This window comes from Sphingomonas sp. GW821-FHT09B04 (genome assembly GCF_059418285.1).
The window spans coordinates 447,116-468,103 of the sequence record NZ_JBWKPO010000004.1 but is presented as its reverse complement, the minus strand read 5'-3'; the positions used below and the strand labels follow the sequence as shown (position 1 = coordinate 468,103).

The 20,988-nt window shown below is 66.0% G+C and carries 17 protein-coding genes; 12 read left to right on the top strand and 5 right to left on the bottom strand.

Features of this window, described 5'->3' with window-relative positions:
• Nucleotides 1-17: 17 nt before the first annotated feature.
• From AC07NK_RS15300 to AC07NK_RS15285, 4 genes are read left to right on the top strand one after another with little or no spacing between them, the layout of a single operon-like run.
• Nucleotides 18-1,067 carry a FemAB family XrtA/PEP-CTERM system-associated protein gene (locus tag AC07NK_RS15300; RefSeq protein WP_495171456.1) on the top strand — a complete coding sequence of 350 codons (1,050 nt, stop codon included), beginning with the start codon at nucleotides 18-20 and terminating at the stop codon, nucleotides 1,065-1,067.
• A complete protein-coding gene (locus tag AC07NK_RS15295; RefSeq protein ID WP_495171455.1) occupies nucleotides 1,067-2,287 on the top strand; it encodes a TIGR03087 family PEP-CTERM/XrtA system glycosyltransferase in 1,221 nt (406 codons plus the stop codon). Before AC07NK_RS15300 ends, AC07NK_RS15295 begins: the two co-directional genes overlap by 1 nt.
• The gene (gene xrtA / locus AC07NK_RS15290) at nucleotides 2,284-3,819 is read left to right on the top strand and encodes an exosortase A (RefSeq protein ID WP_495171454.1); all 1,536 of its coding nucleotides are present in this window, start codon (nucleotides 2,284-2,286) and stop codon (nucleotides 3,817-3,819) included. The genes AC07NK_RS15295 and xrtA overlap by 4 nt, the downstream gene beginning before the upstream one ends.
• A 57-nt stretch (nucleotides 3,820-3,876) precedes the next feature.
• Entirely contained in the window at nucleotides 3,877-5,769 is a 1,893-nt protein-coding gene (locus AC07NK_RS15285) for an XrtA/PEP-CTERM system amidotransferase (RefSeq protein ID WP_495171453.1), read from the top strand.
• On the opposite strand, the gene AC07NK_RS15280 is transcribed toward AC07NK_RS15285, so the two are convergent.
• The gene (locus AC07NK_RS15280; RefSeq protein ID WP_495171452.1) at nucleotides 5,766-6,206 is read right to left on the bottom strand and encodes an MAPEG family protein; all 441 of its coding nucleotides are present in this window, start codon (nucleotides 6,204-6,206) and stop codon (nucleotides 5,766-5,768) included. The genes AC07NK_RS15285 and AC07NK_RS15280 overlap by 4 nt on opposite strands.
• A gap of 144 nt (nucleotides 6,207-6,350) precedes the next feature.
• On the opposite strand from AC07NK_RS15280, the gene AC07NK_RS15275 reads away from it, so the two are divergent.
• A complete protein-coding gene (locus AC07NK_RS15275) occupies nucleotides 6,351-7,553 on the top strand; it encodes an MFS transporter (protein ID WP_495171451.1) in 1,203 nt (400 codons plus the stop codon).
• Between the two features lie 111 nt (nucleotides 7,554-7,664).
• On the opposite strand, the gene AC07NK_RS15270 is transcribed toward AC07NK_RS15275, so the two are convergent.
• Nucleotides 7,665-8,879, bottom strand: a complete 1,215-nt coding sequence (locus tag AC07NK_RS15270; protein ID WP_495171450.1) for an MFS transporter — start codon at nucleotides 8,877-8,879, stop codon at nucleotides 7,665-7,667.
• Nucleotides 8,880-9,026: 147 nt separating this feature from the next.
• On the opposite strand from AC07NK_RS15270, the gene AC07NK_RS15265 reads away from it, so the two are divergent.
• The 4 genes from AC07NK_RS15265 to AC07NK_RS15250 all read left to right on the top strand — a co-directional run bounded on the left by AC07NK_RS15265 (nucleotide 9,027) and on the right by AC07NK_RS15250 (nucleotide 13,636).
• Nucleotides 9,027-9,602, top strand: coding sequence for a TetR/AcrR family transcriptional regulator (locus tag AC07NK_RS15265; protein WP_495171449.1), 576 nt, complete (start codon nucleotides 9,027-9,029; stop codon nucleotides 9,600-9,602).
• Between the two features lie 136 nt (nucleotides 9,603-9,738).
• Entirely contained in the window at nucleotides 9,739-11,508 is a 1,770-nt protein-coding gene (locus AC07NK_RS15260) for a reverse transcriptase family protein (RefSeq protein WP_495171448.1), read from the top strand.
• A gap of 75 nt (nucleotides 11,509-11,583) precedes the next feature.
• Complete coding sequence (locus AC07NK_RS15255; RefSeq protein WP_495171447.1) at nucleotides 11,584-13,038, top strand: amidohydrolase family protein; 1,455 nt, start codon at nucleotides 11,584-11,586, stop codon at nucleotides 13,036-13,038.
• A gap of 118 nt (nucleotides 13,039-13,156) precedes the next feature.
• Nucleotides 13,157-13,636, top strand: a complete 480-nt coding sequence (locus AC07NK_RS15250) for a nuclear transport factor 2 family protein (RefSeq protein WP_495171446.1) — start codon at nucleotides 13,157-13,159, stop codon at nucleotides 13,634-13,636.
• A 10-nt stretch (nucleotides 13,637-13,646) separates the two neighbouring features.
• On the opposite strand, the gene moaB is transcribed toward AC07NK_RS15250, so the two are convergent.
• Genes moaB through AC07NK_RS15235 form a run of 3 tightly spaced genes read right to left on the bottom strand, consistent with a single transcriptional unit; the run spans nucleotide 13,647 to nucleotide 16,679 of the window.
• Nucleotides 13,647-14,174, bottom strand: a complete 528-nt coding sequence (moaB, locus tag AC07NK_RS15245) for a molybdenum cofactor biosynthesis protein B (protein WP_495171445.1) — start codon at nucleotides 14,172-14,174, stop codon at nucleotides 13,647-13,649.
• Complete coding sequence (locus tag AC07NK_RS15240; RefSeq protein WP_495171444.1) at nucleotides 14,164-15,948, bottom strand: lytic transglycosylase domain-containing protein; 1,785 nt, start codon at nucleotides 15,946-15,948, stop codon at nucleotides 14,164-14,166. The genes moaB and AC07NK_RS15240 overlap by 11 nt, the downstream gene beginning before the upstream one ends.
• On the bottom strand, nucleotides 15,948-16,679 hold the full coding sequence (locus tag AC07NK_RS15235) for a uracil-DNA glycosylase (RefSeq protein ID WP_495171443.1): 732 nt from the start codon (nucleotides 16,677-16,679) through the stop codon (nucleotides 15,948-15,950). The genes AC07NK_RS15240 and AC07NK_RS15235 overlap by 1 nt, the downstream gene beginning before the upstream one ends.
• Before the next feature lie 117 nt (nucleotides 16,680-16,796).
• On the opposite strand from AC07NK_RS15235, the gene AC07NK_RS15230 reads away from it, so the two are divergent.
• The 3 genes from AC07NK_RS15230 (at nucleotide 16,797) to AC07NK_RS15220 (ending at nucleotide 20,894) form a co-directional block, all read left to right on the top strand.
• Nucleotides 16,797-18,458: an electron transfer flavoprotein-ubiquinone oxidoreductase gene (locus AC07NK_RS15230; RefSeq protein ID WP_495171442.1), complete on the top strand. Its 1,662-nt coding sequence runs from the start codon at nucleotides 16,797-16,799 to the stop codon at nucleotides 18,456-18,458.
• Nucleotides 18,459-18,579: 121 nt separating this feature from the next.
• Entirely contained in the window at nucleotides 18,580-20,070 is a 1,491-nt protein-coding gene (locus AC07NK_RS15225; protein WP_495171441.1) for a tetratricopeptide repeat protein, read from the top strand.
• On the top strand, nucleotides 20,070-20,894 hold the full coding sequence (locus tag AC07NK_RS15220; protein WP_495171571.1) for a 4-(cytidine 5'-diphospho)-2-C-methyl-D-erythritol kinase: 825 nt from the start codon (nucleotides 20,070-20,072) through the stop codon (nucleotides 20,892-20,894). Before AC07NK_RS15225 ends, AC07NK_RS15220 begins: the two co-directional genes overlap by 1 nt.
• Nucleotides 20,895-20,988: the final 94 nt, after the last annotated feature.

Below are 20,988 nucleotides of genomic sequence, written 5' to 3'. Positions count from 1 at the left end.
CACCAGTGCACCTGCCGATGACGACCCTGTACGTGGCCGACCTCTCCGATCCGGGCGAGCGGGCGCGGATCGACGCGTTCGTAGAAGCGCATCCGGACGGGACGCCCTTCCATCTCCCCGCCTGGAGCCTGGCGGTTGAGAAGGGGTGCGGGCAGAAGGCGCATTATCTGGTCGTCGAGCGGGGCGAGCAGGGCATTGTCGGCGTGATGCCGCTGACCGAGCTGCATTCCCCGTTGTTCGGACGGGTGCTTGCTTCCGCGGGATTCGGCGTGGGTGGCGGAATCCTGACCGACAAGCCTGAGGTCGGGCGTCTGCTGGCGGAGGCGTGCTGGAAGCTCGCGGTGCAGTTGAGCTGCCCCAGCGCCGAGGTGCGCGGCGGACCGAAGCCCGGGCCCGAATGGATCGTCGACGACAGCCACTATCTGGGCTTTGCGCGCGGCCTTGCCGCGGATGACGAGGCGGAACTGCTCCAGATCCCCCGCAAGCAGCGCGCAGAGGTGCGCAAGTCGCTGGGCTATGATCTGGATATTTCGGCGGGGCAGGACGCGGCGGACGTTGCCGCCCATTATGCGATCTATGCCGAGTCCGTTCGTAATCTGGGCACACCGGTTTTTCCGCGCCGACTGTTCACGGAAATGTTGCACGCATTTGGCAGTGCTGCCGACGTCCTGATCGTGCGGGACGGGGGGAAAGCGGTGGCTGGAGTGCTGAGCCTGTACTGGCGGGGGACGGTCTATCCCTATTGGGGAGGCGGAACCGCGGACGCGCGGCGCTTGCGCGCGAATGACCGGATGTATTTCGAGTTGATGCGCCACGCCCGGACGCGCGGCTGCACGCGCTTCGATTTCGGCCGGTCCAAGGTCGGCACCGGTGCGGCGGCGTTCAAGAAGAATTGGGGGTTCGAGCCGGAACCCCTGGTCTATTACGACCGTGTCGCCGAGGGTGCTGCGATCCGCGACGCCAACCCGCTCAATCCCAAATACCGGCTGCAGGTGGCGGTGTGGAGCAAGCTCCCGCTCGCCATCGCCAACCGGGTGGGGCCGTGGATTTCCCGGGGTCTTGGCTGATGGGCGATATCCTGTTCCTTGCGCATCGCGTGCCGTTTCCGCCCGACCGGGGTGACAAGATCCGCGCGTTCAACATCCTGCGTTATCTGTCGCGCCATAAGCGCGTGCATCTGATTGCCTTTGCCGACGACCCGGCAGACCTCAAGGGACGCAATGGCCTCGCCAAGGTCACCGCGAGCCGGGAGATCGTGTGGCGCGGCAAGGGGCAGGCGACGGCGGGTGTTCAGGCGCTGGCGGCACGGCGGCCCTTTTCATTGACTGCATTCGACAATCCCGTGCTGCGCAACGCGGTAACGGCAGCGCTCGCGCAGCGCCCGATCGACACCATCTACGTCTTCTCCAGCCAGATGGCGCAGTATCTGCCGCACAAGCCGCGCCAGCGCGTGGTGATGGACTTCGTCGACATGGATTCGGCCAAGTTCGCCACCTACGGCAAGACGACGCGCGGCTTTACCGGCTGGATGATGCGGCGTGAGGCGCGGATGCTCGCGCAGTACGAGAAATCGGTGGCGGCGAAGGCCGATGCCAGCCTGTTCGTGAGCGAGGCCGAGGCCGGGTTGTTCCGCGAGCGCACCCGCGCCGAGCGCGTTTACGCCGTTGAAAACGGGATCGACACGGTGAAGTTCGACCCCGCGGCGCAGTTTGGACAGATCGAGGCAGTTGCGCCGCTGATCGTCTTCACCGGGCAGATGGACTACCGCCCCAATATCGAGGGTGTAAGCTGGTTCGCCGAGGCGGTGTTTCCGCATATCCGGCTTCGTCATCCCGACGCGCAGTTCGCAATCGTGGGGCGCAAACCCGATGCGGCGGTGCAGGCGCTGGCGAAGATCGATGGCGTGACCGTGACGGGCGAGGTGCCCGATGTGCGGCCGTGGCTGGCCGCGGCTTCGGTTGTCGTTGCGCCGCTGCAGCTCGCGCGTGGCGTACAGAACAAGGTGCTCGAAGCGATGGCGATGGCGCGGCCGGTTGTCGCAACGACTGCGGCGGCGACCGGTATCGATCATGGCGGTACGATTGCGCTGGGCGAGGGCGTTGGCGGCATGGCCGATGCGGTGAACGCGCTGATCGCGGATCCTGCGCACGGCGTTGAACTGGGCAAGGCCGCGCGGGCGCGTGTGATCGATCTCTATGGCTGGGACGCGAAACTCGCTGCGCTCGACGATATTATGGGTTTCAAGGGGCGCAGCGATCCGCAGCCGCGCCGGAAGGCGGCAGCATGACGACGGCAGTGGCGAACGGTATCGAGGCGCCTGTGAGCGGGTTCGATGCGAACTGGCGCCGCAACGCCGGGCTGCTGGCAGGCGTGTGGGCGGTGCTCCTGTTGCTGTTTCACCGCGACGTTGCCGATCTGACGACGATCTATTGGACCAATACGACCTTCGGGCATTGCCTGTTCATCGCGCCCGTGGTGGCGTGGCTGGTGTGGCAACGCCGCGCGGACCTGCCCGCAGTGCGCGCCGAAGCGTGGTGGCCGGGGCTGGTTGTCATCGGCGGCGGCGGGTTCGCCTGGCTGCTTGGCGACGCAGCGGGTGTGGCGCTGTTCCGCCATCTCGGCCTTATCGTGATGCTGCAGGGCGCCGTAGTCGCATTGCTCGGTCCCAATGTTGTCCGCGCGCTGCTCTTCCCGCTCTGCTACATGATCTTCCTCGTCCCGTTCGGCGGTTCGCTGGAGAAGCCGCTGCAGGATCTGACGGTGGCGATCATGGTGCCGCTGCTCGATCTGTTCGGGGTGCCGGCGCATGTCGATGGGGTTCTGATCACCACGCCGAATGGCTATTTCGAGGTGGCGGAGGCGTGTTCGGGATCGAAGTTCGTGATCGCGATGATCGCGTACGGCACGCTGGTGGCGAACGTCTGTTACGTCAGCTGGACGCGGCGTGTGGCGTTTATGGCCGTTGCGCTGATCGTGCCGATCCTCGCCAATGGCGTACGCGCGTTCGGGACGGTCTATGCTGCCTATCTGACCTCGGTCGAGGCAGCGACGGGCTATGACCACATTGTCTATGGCTGGTTCTTTTTCGGCGCGGTGATGGCGGGCGTGCTGGCGATCGGCTGGAAATGGTTCGACCGCGATCCGGACGCGCCGTGGTTCGATGCGTCGAAGCTGCAAGCGCGCTGGTGGGGCACCGCGAAGATGCCCGCAGTGGTCGCGTTGACCGGTTTGTTCGTTGTGAGCCTGTTCATGGCTTGGGGCGGGGCGATCGCTTCGCGCGCCGACACGCTGCCCGCGAAGGTCGCGATGCCGCAGGTCGCAGGTTGGACTCAGGTCCCGCTGAGCAAGCGCGCCGAGTGGAAGCCCAATTTCCCCGGTGCCGACCATTTTATGATGGGCCGCTATTCGGACGGAATGGGCGCCGAGGTCGATCTGGTGCTGGCGATCTATGGCAGCCAGCGCGAGGGCAAGGAGTTGGTCGGCTTCGGCCAGGGCGCGATCCGCGAGAACGACAAATGGGTGCGGATCGAGGATCTGCCCGAGCTGGATGGCGGCAAGGCGATGCGGATGACTGCGCCCGGCCCGGTCGAGCGCGAGGTGGTCACCTGGTACCGTATCGGTGAGGTGCTGACGCCGAGCGAGTCGCGGGTGAAGGCAGAAACACTCAAGGCCAAGCTGCTGGGCGGGAAACAGCGTGCAGTGGCGGTGATGGTTTCGGCCGAAAAAGGCGAGCTGCCGACGCGTGCCGCGATCAAACGGTTCCTAGGCGCAATCGGTCCGGTCGAACAGGTTGCCGACCGCGTGACGCTTGCACCTTGACGCCATCCCCGCGAAAGCGGGAGGAACAGTGCGATACGGGGCGGGACGAACCAGCTGATGTGCGGGATTGCGGGGCTTTACTATCCGGGCGTGCCGAAACCGGTAGAGCCGATGCGCGTCAAGGCGATGGCCGATGCGCTCGCGCATCGTGGACCGGACGGGTCGGGTGTGTGGGTCGCGCCGGGCGTGGGGCTGGGACATCGCCGCCTGTCGATCATCGACCTCGCCGGTGGCGCGCAGCCGATGACGACGCCCGAGGGCGATTGTGTCGTCAGCTACAATGGCGAGATCTACAATTTCCTCGAAGTGCGCGCCGAGCTGGAGGCGAAGGGCGCAAAGTTCCTGAGCAACAGCGACACCGAGGTGCTGCTGCACGGCTGGCGCGCCTGGGGGCCGGCGATGCTGTCCAGGCTCAACGGCATGTTCGCGATCGCGCTCTACGACGCGCGGAAACAATCGCTGCTGCTGGCGCGCGACCGGCTGGGCGTGAAGCCACTTCACTATGCCGAGCTGTCGGATGGCGCGGTCGCATTTGCTTCTGAGATCAAGGGGTTGCTCGCGCATCCTCTGTTCCGGCGGCAACCCGATTTCAGTGCGGTCGAGGACTTTCTTGGCCTTGGCTATGTTCCCGACGATACGTCGGTACTGGCCGGCGTGAAGAAGCTGCCGGCCGGGCATTATTTGCTGCTCGAGCGCGGCAAGCCAGTGCCGGCATCGACCGAATGGTGGGACGTCGATTTCTCGAAGCGGGCGAAGGGATCGGTCCGCGATCTCGAAGCGCAACTGGTCGAGCATATGCGCGCGGCGGTGCGATCGCGGATGATCGCCGACGTGCCGCTCGGCGCCTTCCTGTCGGGCGGGGTGGATTCGAGTGCGGTGGTCGCGCTGATGGCCGAAGCGAGCCGCAATGCGGTGAAGACTTGCACCATCGGGTTCGACGAGACCGGCCATGACGAGCGTGTCTATGCGCGCGCGATCGCCGAGCGCTTCCGTACCGAGCATCGTACCCGTACCGTCGAGGCGGACGATTTCGCGCTGATCGACACGCTGGTCCGTCATTTCGACGAGCCGTTCGCGGATGCTTCGGCGCTCGCGACCTATCGCGTGTGCGAGCTGGCGCGCGAGACGGTGACGGTGGCGCTGTCGGGGGACGGCGCGGATGAGGCGCTGGCCGGATACCGCCGCTACAAATTTCATGCGGGCGAGGAGCGGGTGCGCGGACTGATGCCGGCGGCGGTACGGCAGGGCGTGTTCGGAACGCTTGGCAACCTCTACCCCAAGGCCGACTGGGCGCCGCGGCCGCTGCGTGCAAAGACAACCTTGCTCGCGCTCGCCGAAGATGGCGGTGCCGCCTATGCCAAGGCGGTGGGGGTGACGGTGCCTTCGGTGCGGATGAGCCTCTACACCGATGCTGCGCGCGCACTGCTGAGCGGGCATCGCGCCGAGAACCGCTATGTCGAGACGATGCGCAACGCGCCCGCGCGCGACGGGCTCGACCGCGCGCAATATGCCGATTTCAAGCATTGGCTGCCCGGCGACATCCTGACCAAGATGGACCGCACCAGCATGGCCGTCAGCCTGGAAGCGCGCGAGCCGCTGCTCGACTATCGCTTCGTCGAATTCGCCGCGACGCTGCCGGCGTCGATGCGGATCCGCGGCGGGCAGGGCAAATGGCTGATGAAGAAAGCGCTCGAGCCGTATCTGCCCAGGGACATCCTCTATCGCCCGAAAATGGGGTTCGTGACCCCGGTGTCCGCATGGTTCCGCAAGGCGCTGGCGGACGAGGCGGCGGCGCTGTCGCGGTCAGCGGTGCTGGCGGGCAGCGGCTGGTTCGAGCCGAAGGCGATCGCGCGCCTGGCCGAAGAGCACCGCAGCGGCCGCGCCGAACACGGGCGGACGCTGTGGCAGCTGATGATGCTCGAACGGAGCCTTGCCCGCCTGTTCGCTTAGGGGTGGCTTGATCCCCAGAACGCCATGGCGGCATGCACCGTCAGCATCACCAGCGGGATTGTCGCCAGTGTGAACAGCGCGAAGCGGATGATGATGCGGTTGACCGTCGCCTGCACGAGGCTGTGGGCGATGCGCAGGACGACATAGGCCCAGGCGATATGGACGTTGAGATTGTCGCCCTGCCCGAGCAGCGCGAGCGTCAGACAGATCGCGTAGAAGAGCGTCGGCTGCTCCATCAGGTGATTGTAATTGTCGGCGGGCCATTGGCTTTGTGCCGGAATGATCTGCTTGAGATCCTTGCCGGTTCCCCCGGTGAGTTTGCTGATCTGGATTTTCGCCGCACGCATCGCCGGGATGCGGCGCGCGTAGAGCCATACCCACATCACGAGCGACCAGCCGATCAGCACGATCACTGGTCCCAGAATTTGTGCGTGCATTGATTGTCCTCCCCCGAAGTCAGTTGTGCGAAGCTGCACCAGCGCGCGCCGCTTGAAAAGATTTCATTTCAAAACCCATGAGGCATGGAAGTCGGGAGGGGATGCACGATATAGGGCGCCTGTCCGCTGGCAGGGGGTCTGAGAATGAAGCGCGCATCCATCGTCATCGCCGCCGCGGCGATCATCGTCACTCTCGCGATGGGCGTGCGCCAGGCGTTCGGCCTGTTCCTGCCGGACATGAGCGTCAGCCTGGGCATCGGCCGGTCGAGCTTCGGCCTGGCGCTTGCGCTTCAGAATCTGCTGTTCGGGCTTGCTCAGCCATTTGTCGGGGCGATTGCCGACAAGCATGGCGCGGGCCGGGTCGTCGCGGTGGGCACGCTTGTCTATATTGTGGGCCTGATCGGCGCGTCCTTCGCGACGAGCGCGATCGGGTTGCACCTCTCATTCGGCGTACTGATCGGCGTGGCGCTGTCGGCGACTACCTATGTCGTCGTGCTCGGCGCGGTCGGACGCGCAGTACCGGCGGAGAAACGCAGCGTGGCGTTCGGCATCGTCACCGCGGGCGGATCGCTTGGCCAGTTCCTGCTCGTGCCGACCGGGCAGCTGCTGATCGGCGAGCTGGGCTGGCGGATGGCGTTGGTCGCGATGGCGGGTATCGTCGCTGTGGTGATGGTGCTGGCGATCGGCGTCGCGGGTAAACCTGCCATGCAGGCCGCGAAGGGGGATGCGCCGACCCAGTCGCTCAAGGAGGCGCTGCGCGAAGCGGCGGGGCATCGCGGCTTCTGGCTGCTCAACGCCGGTTTCTTTGTCTGTGGTTTCCACATCGCGTTCATCGCGACGCACTTCCCGGCCTATCTCACCGACAAGGGGCTGGGCCTGTCGATCGGCGCCAACGCGCTGGCGCTGGTCGGGCTGTTCAACATCTTCGGTTCGTATCTGTTCGGGATGTGGGGCGACAAGCGCAGCAAGAAATACCTGCTGAGCGGCCTTTATGCCGCGCGCAGCGTGGTGATGATCGCCTTCCTCGCGCTGCCGTTGACGCCGTTCACCGCGCTCGCTTTTGCGGCGGCGATGGGGTTCCTGTGGCTGGGCACCGTCCCGCTGACCAGCGGACTGATCGGTCAGATCTTCGGCATCCGCTACCTCTCGACGCTGTACGGCATTGTGTTCCTGAGCCATCAGGTCGGCAGCTTCTTCGGCGCATGGAGTGCGGGGCTGATGTTCGACCTGACGGGCAGCTATGACAGCATCTGGGCGGCGTCGGTGGTACTCGGCTTTGCCGCCGCGTTGGTGCACATGCCGATCCCCGACCGGCCCGTGCCGCGACTGAGGGAAGCTACGGCATGAAGACGCTGGGCCTGATCGCGCTGGCCGCGGTGCTGGCCGGCGGCTTATGGCTGTGGCAGGTGGTGGGGCCAGATGTGCTGCTGGGCGCCATGATCCAGTGGTGCGGCTGACCTAGGCCGCGCTGACCACCGGTTCCACCTCCGCCGTCTGCTCGCCGCCGAGGACGCGCTGGCCGAAAGCTGTGACCACCAGGGCGAGCGTGGCGGCTGCGGCAGAGACCCAGAAACCGTTCTGCGCCCCGAAATGATCGACCACCCAGCCGGCGACGAACGCGCCGAGCGCCATGCCGATGCCGATGCCGGTCATCACCCAGGTGATGCCTTCGGTCAGCACTTCGGGCGGCACGCGACGCTCGACCAGGCCGAAAGCGGTGATGAAAGTGGGCGAGACCGCTACGCCGCTGAGGAAGATCGCGGCGGCGAGTGCAGGCACGCTGCCGACCAGCAGCAGGGGCAGGGTGGTGAGTAGCAATACCGCCAGCACGACCAGCAGCTGACGATGCAGCGGGAAGCGCAGGTTGAGCGCGCCGAGGATCAATCCCACCGCGAACGATCCGATCGCATAGACGCCGATCACGAGGCTGGCGGCCCCCGGCTGACCGAAATCGCGGGTGAGCGCGACGGTGCTGACTTCGGCGGTGGCGAAGATCGCGCCGACGAAGATCAGCGTGAGCGTGACGAGCTGGACCGGGCGCAGGAAGATCGCCGAGCGGTGCGCGCTGGTTTCGGTGACTCGGACCTTTGGCTCGGTGCTGCGCTGGAGCACGAAGGCGGTCATTCCGACAGCGAGCAGCAAGGTCGAGACGAGAACGCCGGCTTCGGGAAACAGCGCGACGCTGAGACCGACCGAGATCGAGGCCCCGGCGATATAGACCAGCTCGTCGGCGACCGATTCAAAGGCGAAGGCGGTGTTGAGCTCGGGCGTGTCGCGGAAAATCTCGGTCCAGCGTGCGCGGACCATTGCGGGCATGCTGGGCATCGCGGCAGCCGCGAGGGCGGAGGCGAAGAGCGTCCAGACCGGCCAGTCGAGGTGGGTCGCGAGCATCAGCAACGAGAAGGCGATGACCGCTACGGTGGTGGCGGGGATGAGCAGGCGGCTTTGGCCATGGCGATCGACCAGCCGCGAAATCTGCGGCGCAGCGACGGCGTTGGTCAGCGTGAAGGTCGCGGCGATCGCGCCGGCGAGCCAATAGCCGCTGCCCGATTGTGCCATCATCGTGACGATCCCGATCGGGGCCATCGCGATCGGCAGGCGGGCGATGAACCCGGCGGCGGCGAAACCCCTGGTGCCGGGGGCACGAAAGATTTCGCGGTAATTTCCGAACATGGCTCGAACTCTCATCACTGGAAATGCAGGCCTGTACGGCTTACATACGTTTCGTATGCGAGTGAGGTGGTGACATACGCGGTGTATGTCAATGCAGCGCTCGGGAATTTTTTCGAGGATGCAATGTCGCGCAGATCGCGCCCCGAGATGATCGCCGAAACCCGCGCCAAGCTGATCGCGGCGGCGCGCACGGCGTTTACCGAACATGGCTATGCCGAGGCGTCTATGGACGACCTGACCGCGACGGCCGGGCTGACGCGCGGTGCGCTCTATCATCATTTCGGAGGCAAGCAGGGCCTGCTGGAGGCGGTGATCGCCCAGATCGACACCGAGATGGCGGAACGGCTCAAGGGGGTCGCCACGGCAGCACCAAGCCGTTGGGAGGGACTGGTGGCCGAGAATATCGGCTATATCGAGCTGGCACTCGAGCCGGGCGTGCAGCGGATCATGCTGCGCGATGGTCCGGCGGTGCTGGGCGATCCGGCCAACTGGCCCGGCGCGCTCGCCTGTATCGCGTCGATCCGTCGAAGCATCGAGCAGTTGCAGGCCGATGGCGTGGTGCGCGCGGAGATCGATGCCGAGGCGGCGGCGCGGATGGTCACCGGTTCTTCTACCGACGCCGCGATGTGGATCGCCAATTCGCCCAACCCGGCCGAAACCTCGCGCCGTGCAATCCCGGCATTCAAGGCGATGCTGGAAGGATTGCTGGCGCGCGCTGGGTGATTGCACAGCGGCGGCGCACGACATAGCAAGGGGGCGGAGCAGCATGGCTACAAGGTTTAAGGTGCGAGTCGCACCTGCCGATTTCGGGACCACTTGCTTCGTGTGTTATGCTGTTCCAACTCTCTTCTGAGCTGCTGTGGCTTATCCATTCGATCTTCGCCGAATTCAAAGCCGCGCAGCGCTGATCCGCGCGCTGGGGATTGATGACGAAAGGCTCGACGCGGTGATCGCGTTCGACCCGCCGCCCCGATTTGGCAGCGCAGAGCATGCCGAGCTTAGTGCAAATACGCGCCTGTTCTCGCAGTCCGCGATGCTCTTCCTTCGCCACGACATCCCCAAGAGCAACCCGGATCGCGGGTATCGGACGGTGTGGGAACCGGCCTTCCTGAAGAACGAATACAAGGCGCTGGCCCGGCGGCTCGATTCATTCTTCCGCCTGGCACTGGACGGTTATCCGAACGATCGCGCCTTTGGCTACTATCCCGGGCGCAATATCCGCGAGAATGCGCAGGCGCATGCCGGACACAAGCATTTGCTCGCGCTCGACATTACCAGCTTCTTTCCATCGATCTCCGCGGCGCGGATCGAGGCGCTGTTTGCCGGGCTAGGGGTCGAGGCGGAGGTCGCAAAGCTGCTGAGCGGGTTCGTGACCATCGGCGGCGCCTTGCCGCTGGGACTCCCGACCAGCCCGGCACTGTCAAATGCGATCCTTGTGCCATTCGACATCGAGCTGCAGGCGATGGCCGAAGCCAGGGGTGTGACCTATTCACGCTATGCCGACGATCTGAGCTTTTCTAGCGATGGCGCGTTGCCCGATGTCGAGATGATCCGGGGCTATATCGAGCGGCACGGTTTCGCGCTCGCGGAGGCGAAGACGCGCCGTTCGAAGATCGGTCAGGCGCATTATGTCACCGGCCTCAGCATCAGCGATCCCATCCGTCCGCATGTGCCGAGAGCGCGGAAACGCATTTTGCGGCAGGAACTCTATTATGCCGGGAAGTTCGGGATCGATGGCCATTTCGCGCATCTGGGCATCAACAGCTCGCAGCGCGTACAGGAGGAGGTCAATCGGCTCGACGGGCTGGTCAAGTTTGTTGCGCATCACGAGCCGAGCCTGTCCGGACGCCTGAAGAACGACTGGGCCACGGCCTTGCGCGCCAGCGGTATGCGGCCGAGCTTCGCACCCAAGAATCAGCATCGCAATCCCTTCCATCTGTTCATCGACGAAGCCGAGTTCGTGCGGGATGGGAAGAAGGTGCTGGCGCTGGGGATGGCGGTTACCCAGCATGCCCGGCGTATCGTCGATGAAACGCGGGAGGTTCTTGCGGCAACGCTCGAGGATCTCTGGGCCGCGGGCGATGTCGGGGCGATCGAGAAGCGAGGGATGCACTTCGCCGACGCCACCGAGGATCTGCGCCTCGACTATGTGCGGCGCCTCGAGCAGATGCCGTTTGAAGGCTTTGTCGCATTCGCGACCTGTGCCGAGCCCAGCGACTATCAGGCGACCTATCTGCGCTTGCTGAGCGCGTTGATCTTCCGGCGTCTCAAGGCCGCGGAAAGCCAGGCGGCGATCCTGTGCTTCGAAGAGAATGACAAGGTCTCGCGCGAAGCGATCAAAGCTTGCGTTCGCGACGCCCATGATGCGCTCAGACAGGCCCGGGATCGCCATCCGCTGGTCATTGATGTCCAGTTCGTGTCGAAGCCGGACATGCGCGTCAGCGTGCCCGACTTCCTGTTGGGCGTGCTGGGCAAATATCTGCAATCGAAGCCGGTGGCCGAGGGCAAGCCTGAATCGCGAGAGCGGCTGATGTTCGAGCGGGTGCGCGACAAAATCCGTGTGATCGCCGATCTCGATCATGGCATTGAATATTCGCGCCGAAGGCCGATCGAGCCCTGGACTCCCTGACGATGCCGACCGGGTAGAGGCGATGCCATGTCCGTGGCAGAAGCCCGCCATTCGACTCGACAGACTGGATTGACGATGAAGACCCTGTTCGCGGCATTGGCCGCCCTGCTTGCTACCGTTTCCTCGCCCGCGCTGGCCAAACAGCAAACCGCGGATGTGGCGATCCGCAACCTCACCGTGATCGATGTCGAGCATGCCAGGCCGGTCGCGGGGCAGACGGTGGTGCTGCGCGGCAAGGACATCGTTGCGGTCGGGCCAGATGCACGGATCGCACGCGAGTGGCGTGCCACCCGCGCGATCGACGGCAAGCGCCGTTTCCTGATCCCCGGCTTGTGGGACATGCATGTCCATTTCGGTGGCGGACCGGAGCTGATCGAGGAGAACAAGGCGCTGCTGCCACTGTACGTGGCGCACGGCATCACCGCGATCCGCGACGCGTCGGGCGATCTGCCCGATCAGGTGCTGGGCTGGCGCGGTGAGATTGCGAGCGGCACGCTGTTCGGACCGCATCTGATGACCTCGGGCGCCAAGATCGAGGGGCTGGCGCCGGTGTGGAAGGGAACGATCGAGACCGGGAGCGAGGCCGATATCGATCGCGCGCTCGACCGGCTTCAACAGCGCGACAAGGTCGATTTCGTCAAGATCACCGACAGTACGCTCAAGCCCGAGCTGTTCCTCTACGCGCTGCGTCAGGCCAAGGCGCGGGGGATGCGCACGTCGGGGCATATCCCGATGGCACTGACCGTGGGGCAGGCGGTCGATGCCGGGATCAGCTCGATCGAGCATCTCGACTATGCCTACAAGGCGGGTGTGAAGGACGAGGCGCAGATCGCGGCTGAGTTTGCCGCCGGACGCATCGACCGGGCCGAGGCGAACCGGCGGCTGGCGGTGGGGTTCGATCCTGTGACCGCGATGGCGGCGTATCGCAACTTCGCGGCAAAGGGCGTGTTCGTGACGCCGACGCTCAACGGCAGCCGGATCATCGCCTGGCTCGACCAGGACGATCACAAGAACGATCCGTATCTCGCCTATATCGGGCCGAAGCTGCGCAAGACCTATGACTGGCGCGTTCAGCGCGCGGCACAGGCCGACGCGGCGGCGATTGCGGCGCGCCATGCGCATATCGACCGGATGGGCGCGATCCTGCCGCTGCTGCAGAAGGCAGGCGTGACGATCATCGCCGGGACCGATGCGGGGTTCCTCAACTCGTTCAATTATCCCGGTATCGGGCTGCACGACGAGCTGTCGGTGTTCGTGAAATACGGGCTGACCCCGGCGCAGGCGCTGTCGGCGGCGACGCGGGCGGGACCGGCCTGGTTCGGCAAGCTCGATCGCTATGGCGCGATCCGTCCGGGGATGGCGGCGGACCTGGTGTTGCTCGATCGCAACCCGCTGCAGGATATCGCGGCGACGCGGGCGATCCGGACGGTGGTGATGAATGGCAAGGTCTATGATCGCGCCGCGCTGGATGCGATGCTGGCTGAGGCGCGCGGCAAGGTTGCGGCATGGAATGCGGCGGAGGGGAAGTAAGCTGAGTGATCGGCTGATTTTGTCGTTTGTCGAACGCAAATGGCGCTTGGTCAAAGCGTAACGCGCGATCCATCTTGAATGACTACAGTTGTAGTCGTTCAAGATGGAGAGGCAATCTATGAAAATCGCATATGCAGTCACCGCCCTGTTCCTGGCGCCCCTGTTCGCTTCGCCTGCGCTGGCGTCGAACGTGCCGGCACAGGCAGCCGTAACGGCGGCGAGCGAGGCGGAGATCAAGGCCGCCTCGGTGCCGGTGGAGAACTATATCAAGGCGCTGCAGACCAGCAACATCGACTATGCGCGGCTGGCCTTTCACAAGGACGCGCGGATGATCGGCAACGGGCGGAACGGTTTCGTCTCGATGCCGATCGAGGAGTGGATGAAGGGACTGACCGGTACTCCCAACGCGGACGAGGCACAGCGCAAACGGAGCTTTCGGATCCTCGATCTGACTGCGACCACGGGCGTCGCACGGGTCGAACTGGTCTACCCGGGCGTGACCTTCATCGACCATATGCCGCTGCTGAAGGTCGACGGTGAATGGAAGATCATGAACAAGTTCTTCCACGCCATTCGTCCGCCCGTGCCAGCAAACTAGGCGCGGTCCTCTAACGCTCCGTGAGGCGCGGCATCAGCTCGACGAAGTTGCAGGGCTTGTGACGGCTGTCGAGCTGGTGGGCGAGGATACCGTCCCACCCGTCGCGCACCGCGCCGGTCGAGCCGGGCAAAGCGAAGATATAGGTGCCGCGCGCGACACAGGCGGTGGCGCGCGACTGGATCGTCGAGGTGCCGATCTTGGCGTAGCTGAGGAACCGGAACAGCTCGCCGAAGCCGGGGATCATCTTGTCGGCGACCCGCTCCAGCGCTTCGGGCGTGACATCGCGTCCCGTTACGCCGGTGCCTCCGGTGGTGATGATGCAGTCCACTGTGAAGTCGTCGATCCAGGCGTGGAGCTTGCCGACGATCAGTTCGGGGTCGTCGCGGACGATCGCGCGGTCGGCGAGGATGTGGCCGGCGGCGGTGAGCAGCCCGGCCAGCGTATCGCCGGACTTGTCATCTTCGTGCGTGCGCGTGTCGGAGACGGTGAGCACCGCGATCCGCACCGGGCGGAACGCGGCGTCGGAGTCAATTGGCACTGGTGGTGCCCGGTACGCTCGCGACCGTCGCCTGCACCCGCACCGCGCCGCCGCCATTGCGGCCGGGAACCTTGGGCCAGAGGCCCTGTGCGATCGCCGAGCGGCTCGCGCTGTCGCGGCCGTCATTCTTCTCGTACATCCAGTAGTTGCGCAGCACGGTCATGACATAGCCGCGCGTCTCCCAGTACGGGATGCTCTCGATATAGAGCAGCGGATCGCCATTATCGCGGATCTGGTAGTTCCAGTTGGTCACCGGGGTCGGCCCGGCATTGTACGCCGCGATCACCTTGGGCAGCAGGCCGCCGGTGAAGCTCTGGTCACGGAGCTGCTCGATATAGGATTGGCCGACTTCCATATTGGTCGACGGACGCGAGAGGTCGCTGCGGCCGATAGTGACGCCGCGGCGGCGGCCCACATCAATCGCAGCACCACTCTTGATCTGCATCAGCCCATAGGCACCCGCGGGGCTTTCGACCGTGCGGTTGAAGCGTGATTCCTGAAGCGTGTGCGCAAACACCAGCGACTTGTCGATCCGCCAGCCACCGTCCGGCGTCCAGTCGGGAGCGGGGTAGCGCGCGTCCTCGAGCGGGCTGGCACCGGGCGGGCAGTTGTGCGTGAGCCAGAGCTGGGTCGCAGGCAGCGCGAGCCGGGCAGCAAGACGGGTCAGCGCGGCATGTTCGCGCGCGTCGCCGATCCGGGCCTGATAGCGGATCACGTCGGAGGCGAGATTGTCTTCGCCGATCTCAACCAGCGCCGCGGCGACGCGGACGTTCGGGCGGCGCTCGATCGCTTTCCAATCGCTCGACACGAACTTTTCCGGACGGACCGGGGTTTCTTTCATCCCCAGCATCTGCCGCGCAAGCAGGCCGTAAAAGGTTTCGCCATGCTGGGCAGCGTTCTTGAGCCGCGCACTGACAAGGTCGGGACGACCGCACGCCATATCGGCGCGCGAGGCCCAGTAGAGGCCGGCGGTGCGCTTTTCGGTGTCGACGGCACGCTGCGCGACCGAGGTGAAGGCCGCCTGCGCCGCGGCGCAATCCTTTTGCCGCCACGCGGCGAGACCCTGAACCCAGTCGGCGAGCGGCGCGAATTCGCCGCTGCCGGTTTGCGCCTTCGCGGCGACGCGGCGCGCATCGGCATCGCGGCCGGTGGTATAGTACATCCACGCGACGCGCTGGCGCCATTCGGTGAGGACTTCGGGCGAAAGCTCAAGGCCACGGCCTTCGATCAGCGCCTCGGCGCCCGCGGCGTCATCGGCCTTGATCAGGGGCTGCATCATCAGCACGACCTGCATCGCCGCGGCGTCAGCCGCTGGGGTCGCCTTGTAGCGGATGCGCGCGGGCGCAGCGTTGTGCCACACCATGCGCTGGGCGACCGGAAGCGCGGGAAGGTCGACCGCGCCGCGCGTGCGGGCGAGGCGGGCGAGTTGCTCGGCCTGAGGAAGCTCGGGCGCCTCGCCGAGCAGCGCCATGATCTGGGGCAGTTCGACGCGCGGCGAACCCTTGGCCACGTAAAGCTCGGCGCGCGCGGTGGCGTGGAGAAGGCCCGGACGCATCGCGTCGAGCCGAAGCTGGGCGTCGGCCCAGCGCTGCTCGCGGATCGCGGCGAAGACCGCACGATAGGAATCGCGCTCGGAACCGTCGAGCTGGGTAGGGACGCCCTCACTGGTCCCGCGCTTGTCGCGCTCGACCGGCGCGGATTCATCCGCGGCGTGGGCGACGGCGGGAAGGGCCAATGCGATGGCGGTGGCGGTAAGCAGGATACGCGGGTTCACTAGGCTTGCCCCTCAAGAAGCAACTGCAGGTCTTTCCAGGCATCGGCCTTCGCGGCGGGTCTGGTCAGCAGGAACCGCGGATGGAAGGTCGCGACCATCAGCGATTGTCCATTTTCCTGGTTAACAGGCTGTAAACGACCGCGTTGCAGACCGCTGTCGGCCCCGAGAACCGCACGGCTCACCGTCTGGCCGAGCAAGAGCAGCTTCGGCGGGGCGACAAGAGAGACGTGGTAGCGAACCAGCTCGGCCAGCCGCTCCTCTGCGTCGCGCGGGACCGACCCGGTGATCGGGCGCGCGGCACAGAGCGGCGCGAAATAGACGGAGTCGCGGTCGAGGCCGATCGCGGCGAGCATCCGGTCGAACAGCCGCCCGGCGGGGCCGGCCATGAGGGACGGGGTGTCGCCGTCCGATTCGGGGAAATCGGTGATGACCATCAGCGGCGCGGCAGGATTGCCGGTCGGCGCCACGATCGGTTCGACCCAGCTCGATTCAGGCGCGCCGCTGCCGAAGCGCCAGTCGATGAACGCCTCGAGCGTCGCGGGCAGCGGGACTTCCGGCTCAGGTTCGGCAAGCGCGGGCTGGGCCGCAGCCGACGCTACGGCAGGCGCTGCCTCGCGCGCGGTCCAGTCTCGCGGATCCTCGTCCACGAGCATGTCCACGCCCGCGTCACGCCACCATTCCAGCGCGCTGGCGGCTTCGGCCCGCCAATCCACTACCCCCGCATTACCCATGGATTTCACAGAGTCATGCCTTGACGCCACCGTCAATCTACCGCCATCGGGGGAGGGACAGGACGCGCCGCAGATGCGACGACATGTGCAGGACGAGTCCCCAAGGGGAGACAGAATGTGAGCGAACGCGAGTCGATGCCGTACGACGTCGTGATCGTCGGTGCCGGGCCTGCGGGCCTCTCCGCCGCGATCCGGCTGAAACAACTTGCTGCCGAGGCCGGCGGCGAGATCAGCGTGTGCGTCCTCGAAAAGGGATCCGAGGTCGGCGCGCACATCCTGTCGGGCGCGGTGATCGATCCGCGCTCGCTCGACGAACTGCTGCCGCAATGGCGCGAGCAGGGCTGTCCGCTCGCGCAGGTGCCGGTCAACGACAACCAGCACTGGCTGCTGAGCAAAAGCGGCAAATGGGACGTCCCTCACTTCATCGTGCCCAAGTTCATGCACAATGAAGGCACCTATACCGGGAGCCTCGGCAATCTTTGCCGCTGGCTGGCCGAGCAGGCCGAAGGGCTTGGGGTCGAGATCTTCCCGGGCTTCGCCGCCGCCGAGATCCTCTACAATGAGGACGGGTCGGTGAAGGGCGTCGCGACCGGCGACATGGGCGTGGCGCGCGACGGCACGCGCAAGCCCGACTATCAGCCCGGTCTCGAGCTGCATGCGCGCTACACCTTCTTCGGCGAAGGCGTGCGCGGGCATCTGTCCAAGCAGGTCCAGCGCCAGTTCAACCTGTGCGAAGGCGTCGAGCCGCAGATTTACGGCATCGGCATCAAGGAACTGTGGGATATCGACCCCGCGTTGCACGAGCCGGGCCGGGTGATCCATACGCAGGGCTGGCCGCTTAATGAGACCAGGGGTTCGAACGGCGGCGGCTTCCTGTACCATCAGGCCAACGGGCAGGTGGCGCTGGGGTTCGTGACCTGGCTCAACTACACCAACCCGTATCTGTCGCCTTTCCACGAGATGCAGCGCTGGAAGACGCACCCGGCGATCGCCGAGATTCTGAAGGGCGCCAAGCGCGTCTCCTACGGCGCGCGCGCGATCAGCGACGGCGGGCTGCAGTCGATCCCCAAGCTGACCTTTCCCGGCGGCGTGCTGATCGGCGACAGCGCCGGCTTCCTCAACGTGCCGCGGATCAAGGGCACGCACACCGCGATGAAGAGCGGCATGCTCGCCGCCGAGGCGGCGTTCGCGGCGGTGCAGGCGGATCGTACCGGCGACGAGCTGACGGCGTACACCGAAGGGTTCGAAGCGAGCTGGATGCACAAGGAATTGAGCATCGTCCGCAATGTCGTGCCGCTGGTGAAGAAGTTCGGCGACATGGTCGGATCGGGCCTCGCCAACGTCACCATGTTCCTTGAGAGCTGGGGCATCAAGATGCCCTTTACCCTGGGACATAAGCCCGATCACGAAAGCCTGTGGCGCAAGGATCTGGTCCAGCCGATCGACTATCCCAAGCCCGACGGCGTGCTGAGCTTCGACCGGCTTTCCTCGGTGTTCCTGTCGAATACCAATCACGAGGAAGACCAGCCGATCCACCTGACGCTCAAGGACCCGGACATCCCGGTCGAGTACGACCTGCCGATGTATGACGAGCCGGCGCAGCGTTATTGCCCGGCGGGCGTTTACGAGATCACAGGTGAGGCGGAAGGGATGCCGAAGTTCGTGATCAACGCGCAGAACTGCGTCCACTGCAAGACGTGCGACATCAAGGACCCGACCCAGAACATCAACTGGGTGGTGCCGGAGGGCGGCGGAGGACCGAACTATCCCAACATGTAAGCGCCTGATCCTGTCGCTGGCCCCCGCCGGACTGGTTGTCGCCGGGCTGGTCCTGCCGACCGCTGCGCTGGCCGATGCGCGTGCCTATGTCCGCGCCCGGGCGGCGGCGGCGGACGGGGCGGTGGACGTGGCCGCGGCAGGCTATGCTGCGGCGATGGCCGCCTCGCCCGATGACGGGGTGGTAGCGATCCGTGCCTATCGCAACGCGCTGGCGGCCGGGGACATGGTGTTGGCCCAGCGTGCGGCGGCGGTGCTAACGCGATCGGATGTCGCTCCCGCGGACGTTTCGATCCTCGATTTTGCCGTCGCCTTGCAACGGCGGAATACCGCAGCTGCGGAGGAGGCGCTCGGCAAGATCGGCACGGGGCCGCTCGATTTCCTTGCGCCGGTGCTGCGTGCCTGGATCGCCTTCGACCGTGGCGCCGATCCGATGCCGTTGCTCGACAAGGCGAACGAGAGCGGGCTGAGCCGCCGCTATATCGCCGAGCACCGCGCGCTGCTGCTGATCGCGACCGGCCGGACGGAGGACGGCATCGCCGCGCTGCAAGCCGCGGTGGGCGCCGATCCGGGGAGCATCGACCTGCGCTGGAACGCGGCGGTGTTGCTGGCGGCGAAGGGCAAGCGCGATATCGCGCTGTCGCTACTCGCCGGTGACGATCCGGTGTTGTCGGGGCTGCGCGCGCGGCTGAAGAAGGGGCCGAAGCCGGGCGCCGCGTTCGGTGCGAGCCGCGCCTTCACCCGGCTCGCGGCGGATCTGGCGGGGCAGGAGGCGCAGACGCTCTCGATCCTGTTGACCCGTTCCGCTCTGTTGCTCGACCCTGCCGACGATCGTGCGCGCCTGCTGCTCGCCGATGCGCTGGCCGGGGGGCGGGCCTATGATCGCGCGATCGGCACGCTCGACACGGTGAAGAAGGACAGCGCCTTCTATCCCGCTGCGCTGAGCGAGCGGGTGGGACTGCGCAGCAAGCAGGGCGATATTGCCGGAGCGCTGGCGCTGGCGGCATCGTTGGCGAAGGCACCCGGTGCGAGTGTGGCCGACCGGCAGCGCTATGCCGACCTGCTCGCCAATCAGGGGCGTGAGAGCGAAGCGGCCGATGTCTATGCCGGTGCGTTGACACAGGCGGGCGAGAAGGCGAGCTGGGTCAACTACCTTCAGCTTGGCGGCGCGCTGGAGCGCGCGGGCAAGTGGGAAGCGGCGCTTCCGCACCTGCGCAAGGCGGTCGAGCTCGCGCCCGAGCAGCCGGTGGCGCTCAACTATCTGGGCTATGCGCAGGTCGAGCGTGGCGAGAATCTGGTCGAGGCGACGGGATTGCTCGAACGCGCGAGCAAGCTGAGGCCCGACGACGCAGCGATCACCGACTCGCTCGGCTGGGCCTATTTCCGCCAGGGCGATTTTGCGAAGGCGCTGCCGCTGCTCGAACGGGCTGCGCAGAGCGATTCGGCCAGCGCGACGATCAACGAGCATCTGGGCGACGCCTATTGGCGGACAGGGCGCCGGTTCGAGGCGCGCTATGCCTGGAGCGCGGCGGCGCTCTATGCCGAGGGTGAACAGAAGACGCGGCTGTCGGCCAAGGTCGCCGACGGGATGAACCAGAGGACGGCGGCAAACTGATTCCGACCGAGCCTGCACCGGCCAAGCTCAACCTCGCTTTGCACGTGCGGCGGCGGCGTGCGGACGGCTATCATGAGCTGGAGACGCTGTTCGCCTTTGTCGCGGATGGCGACAGCGTGACGCTGGGCGATGGCGAAGGGTTCGCGGTGGACGGGCCGTTCGCGGGCGCGCTGGCGGGAGAAGGGGATAATCTCGTCACGCGGGCGGCGGCGCGGTTTGCAGAGGCGTTCGGGATCGAACCGTCGGGGCGGATCACGCTGACCAAGCGGCTGCCGGTGGCGTCGGGGCTGGGTGGCGGATCGGCGGATGCGGCGGCGACACTGCGGCTGCTCGCGCACCGCGAGGGGGTCGCGCTTGACGATCCACGGTTGTTTGCCTGTGCCGATGCATTGGGGTCGGACGTGCCGGCCTGCCTCTTTAGCCGTACGGCGATCGGGCGTGGGCGAGGAGAGCGGCTGGAGCCGATCGCGGGGGCAAGCGGCACGCCGGTGCTGCTGGTCAATCCGGGTGTTGCGGTGTCGACGGCGCAGGTTTTCGGCGGCTGGGACGGGATCGATCGCGGCGCGCTGGAGGTGGGCGATCTGCTCGATGTGGCACGAGCGGGACGCAACGATCTGGAGGTGCCGGCACTGGCGGTGGCGCCGGTGATCGGGGAGGTGCTGGAGTTGCTTTCGGCTCAGCCGGGGGGAGCTCTCGTGCGGATGTCGGGGTCGGGGGCAACCTGTTTCGCGCTGTTCGATGACGTCGATGCGCGCGATGCTGCGGCGGACGCGGTGAACGCGGCGCATTCCGGCTGGTGGTGTCTCAAAACGGTGCTGCTGTGACAGTTGGTTGTTCCAAAATGGAGCGATTGGTGGCAAGGGGCCCCCGCGCGCTCTGGGGAATCGAAATTGGCCCCAGATTTGCTGTAGGTTCGGT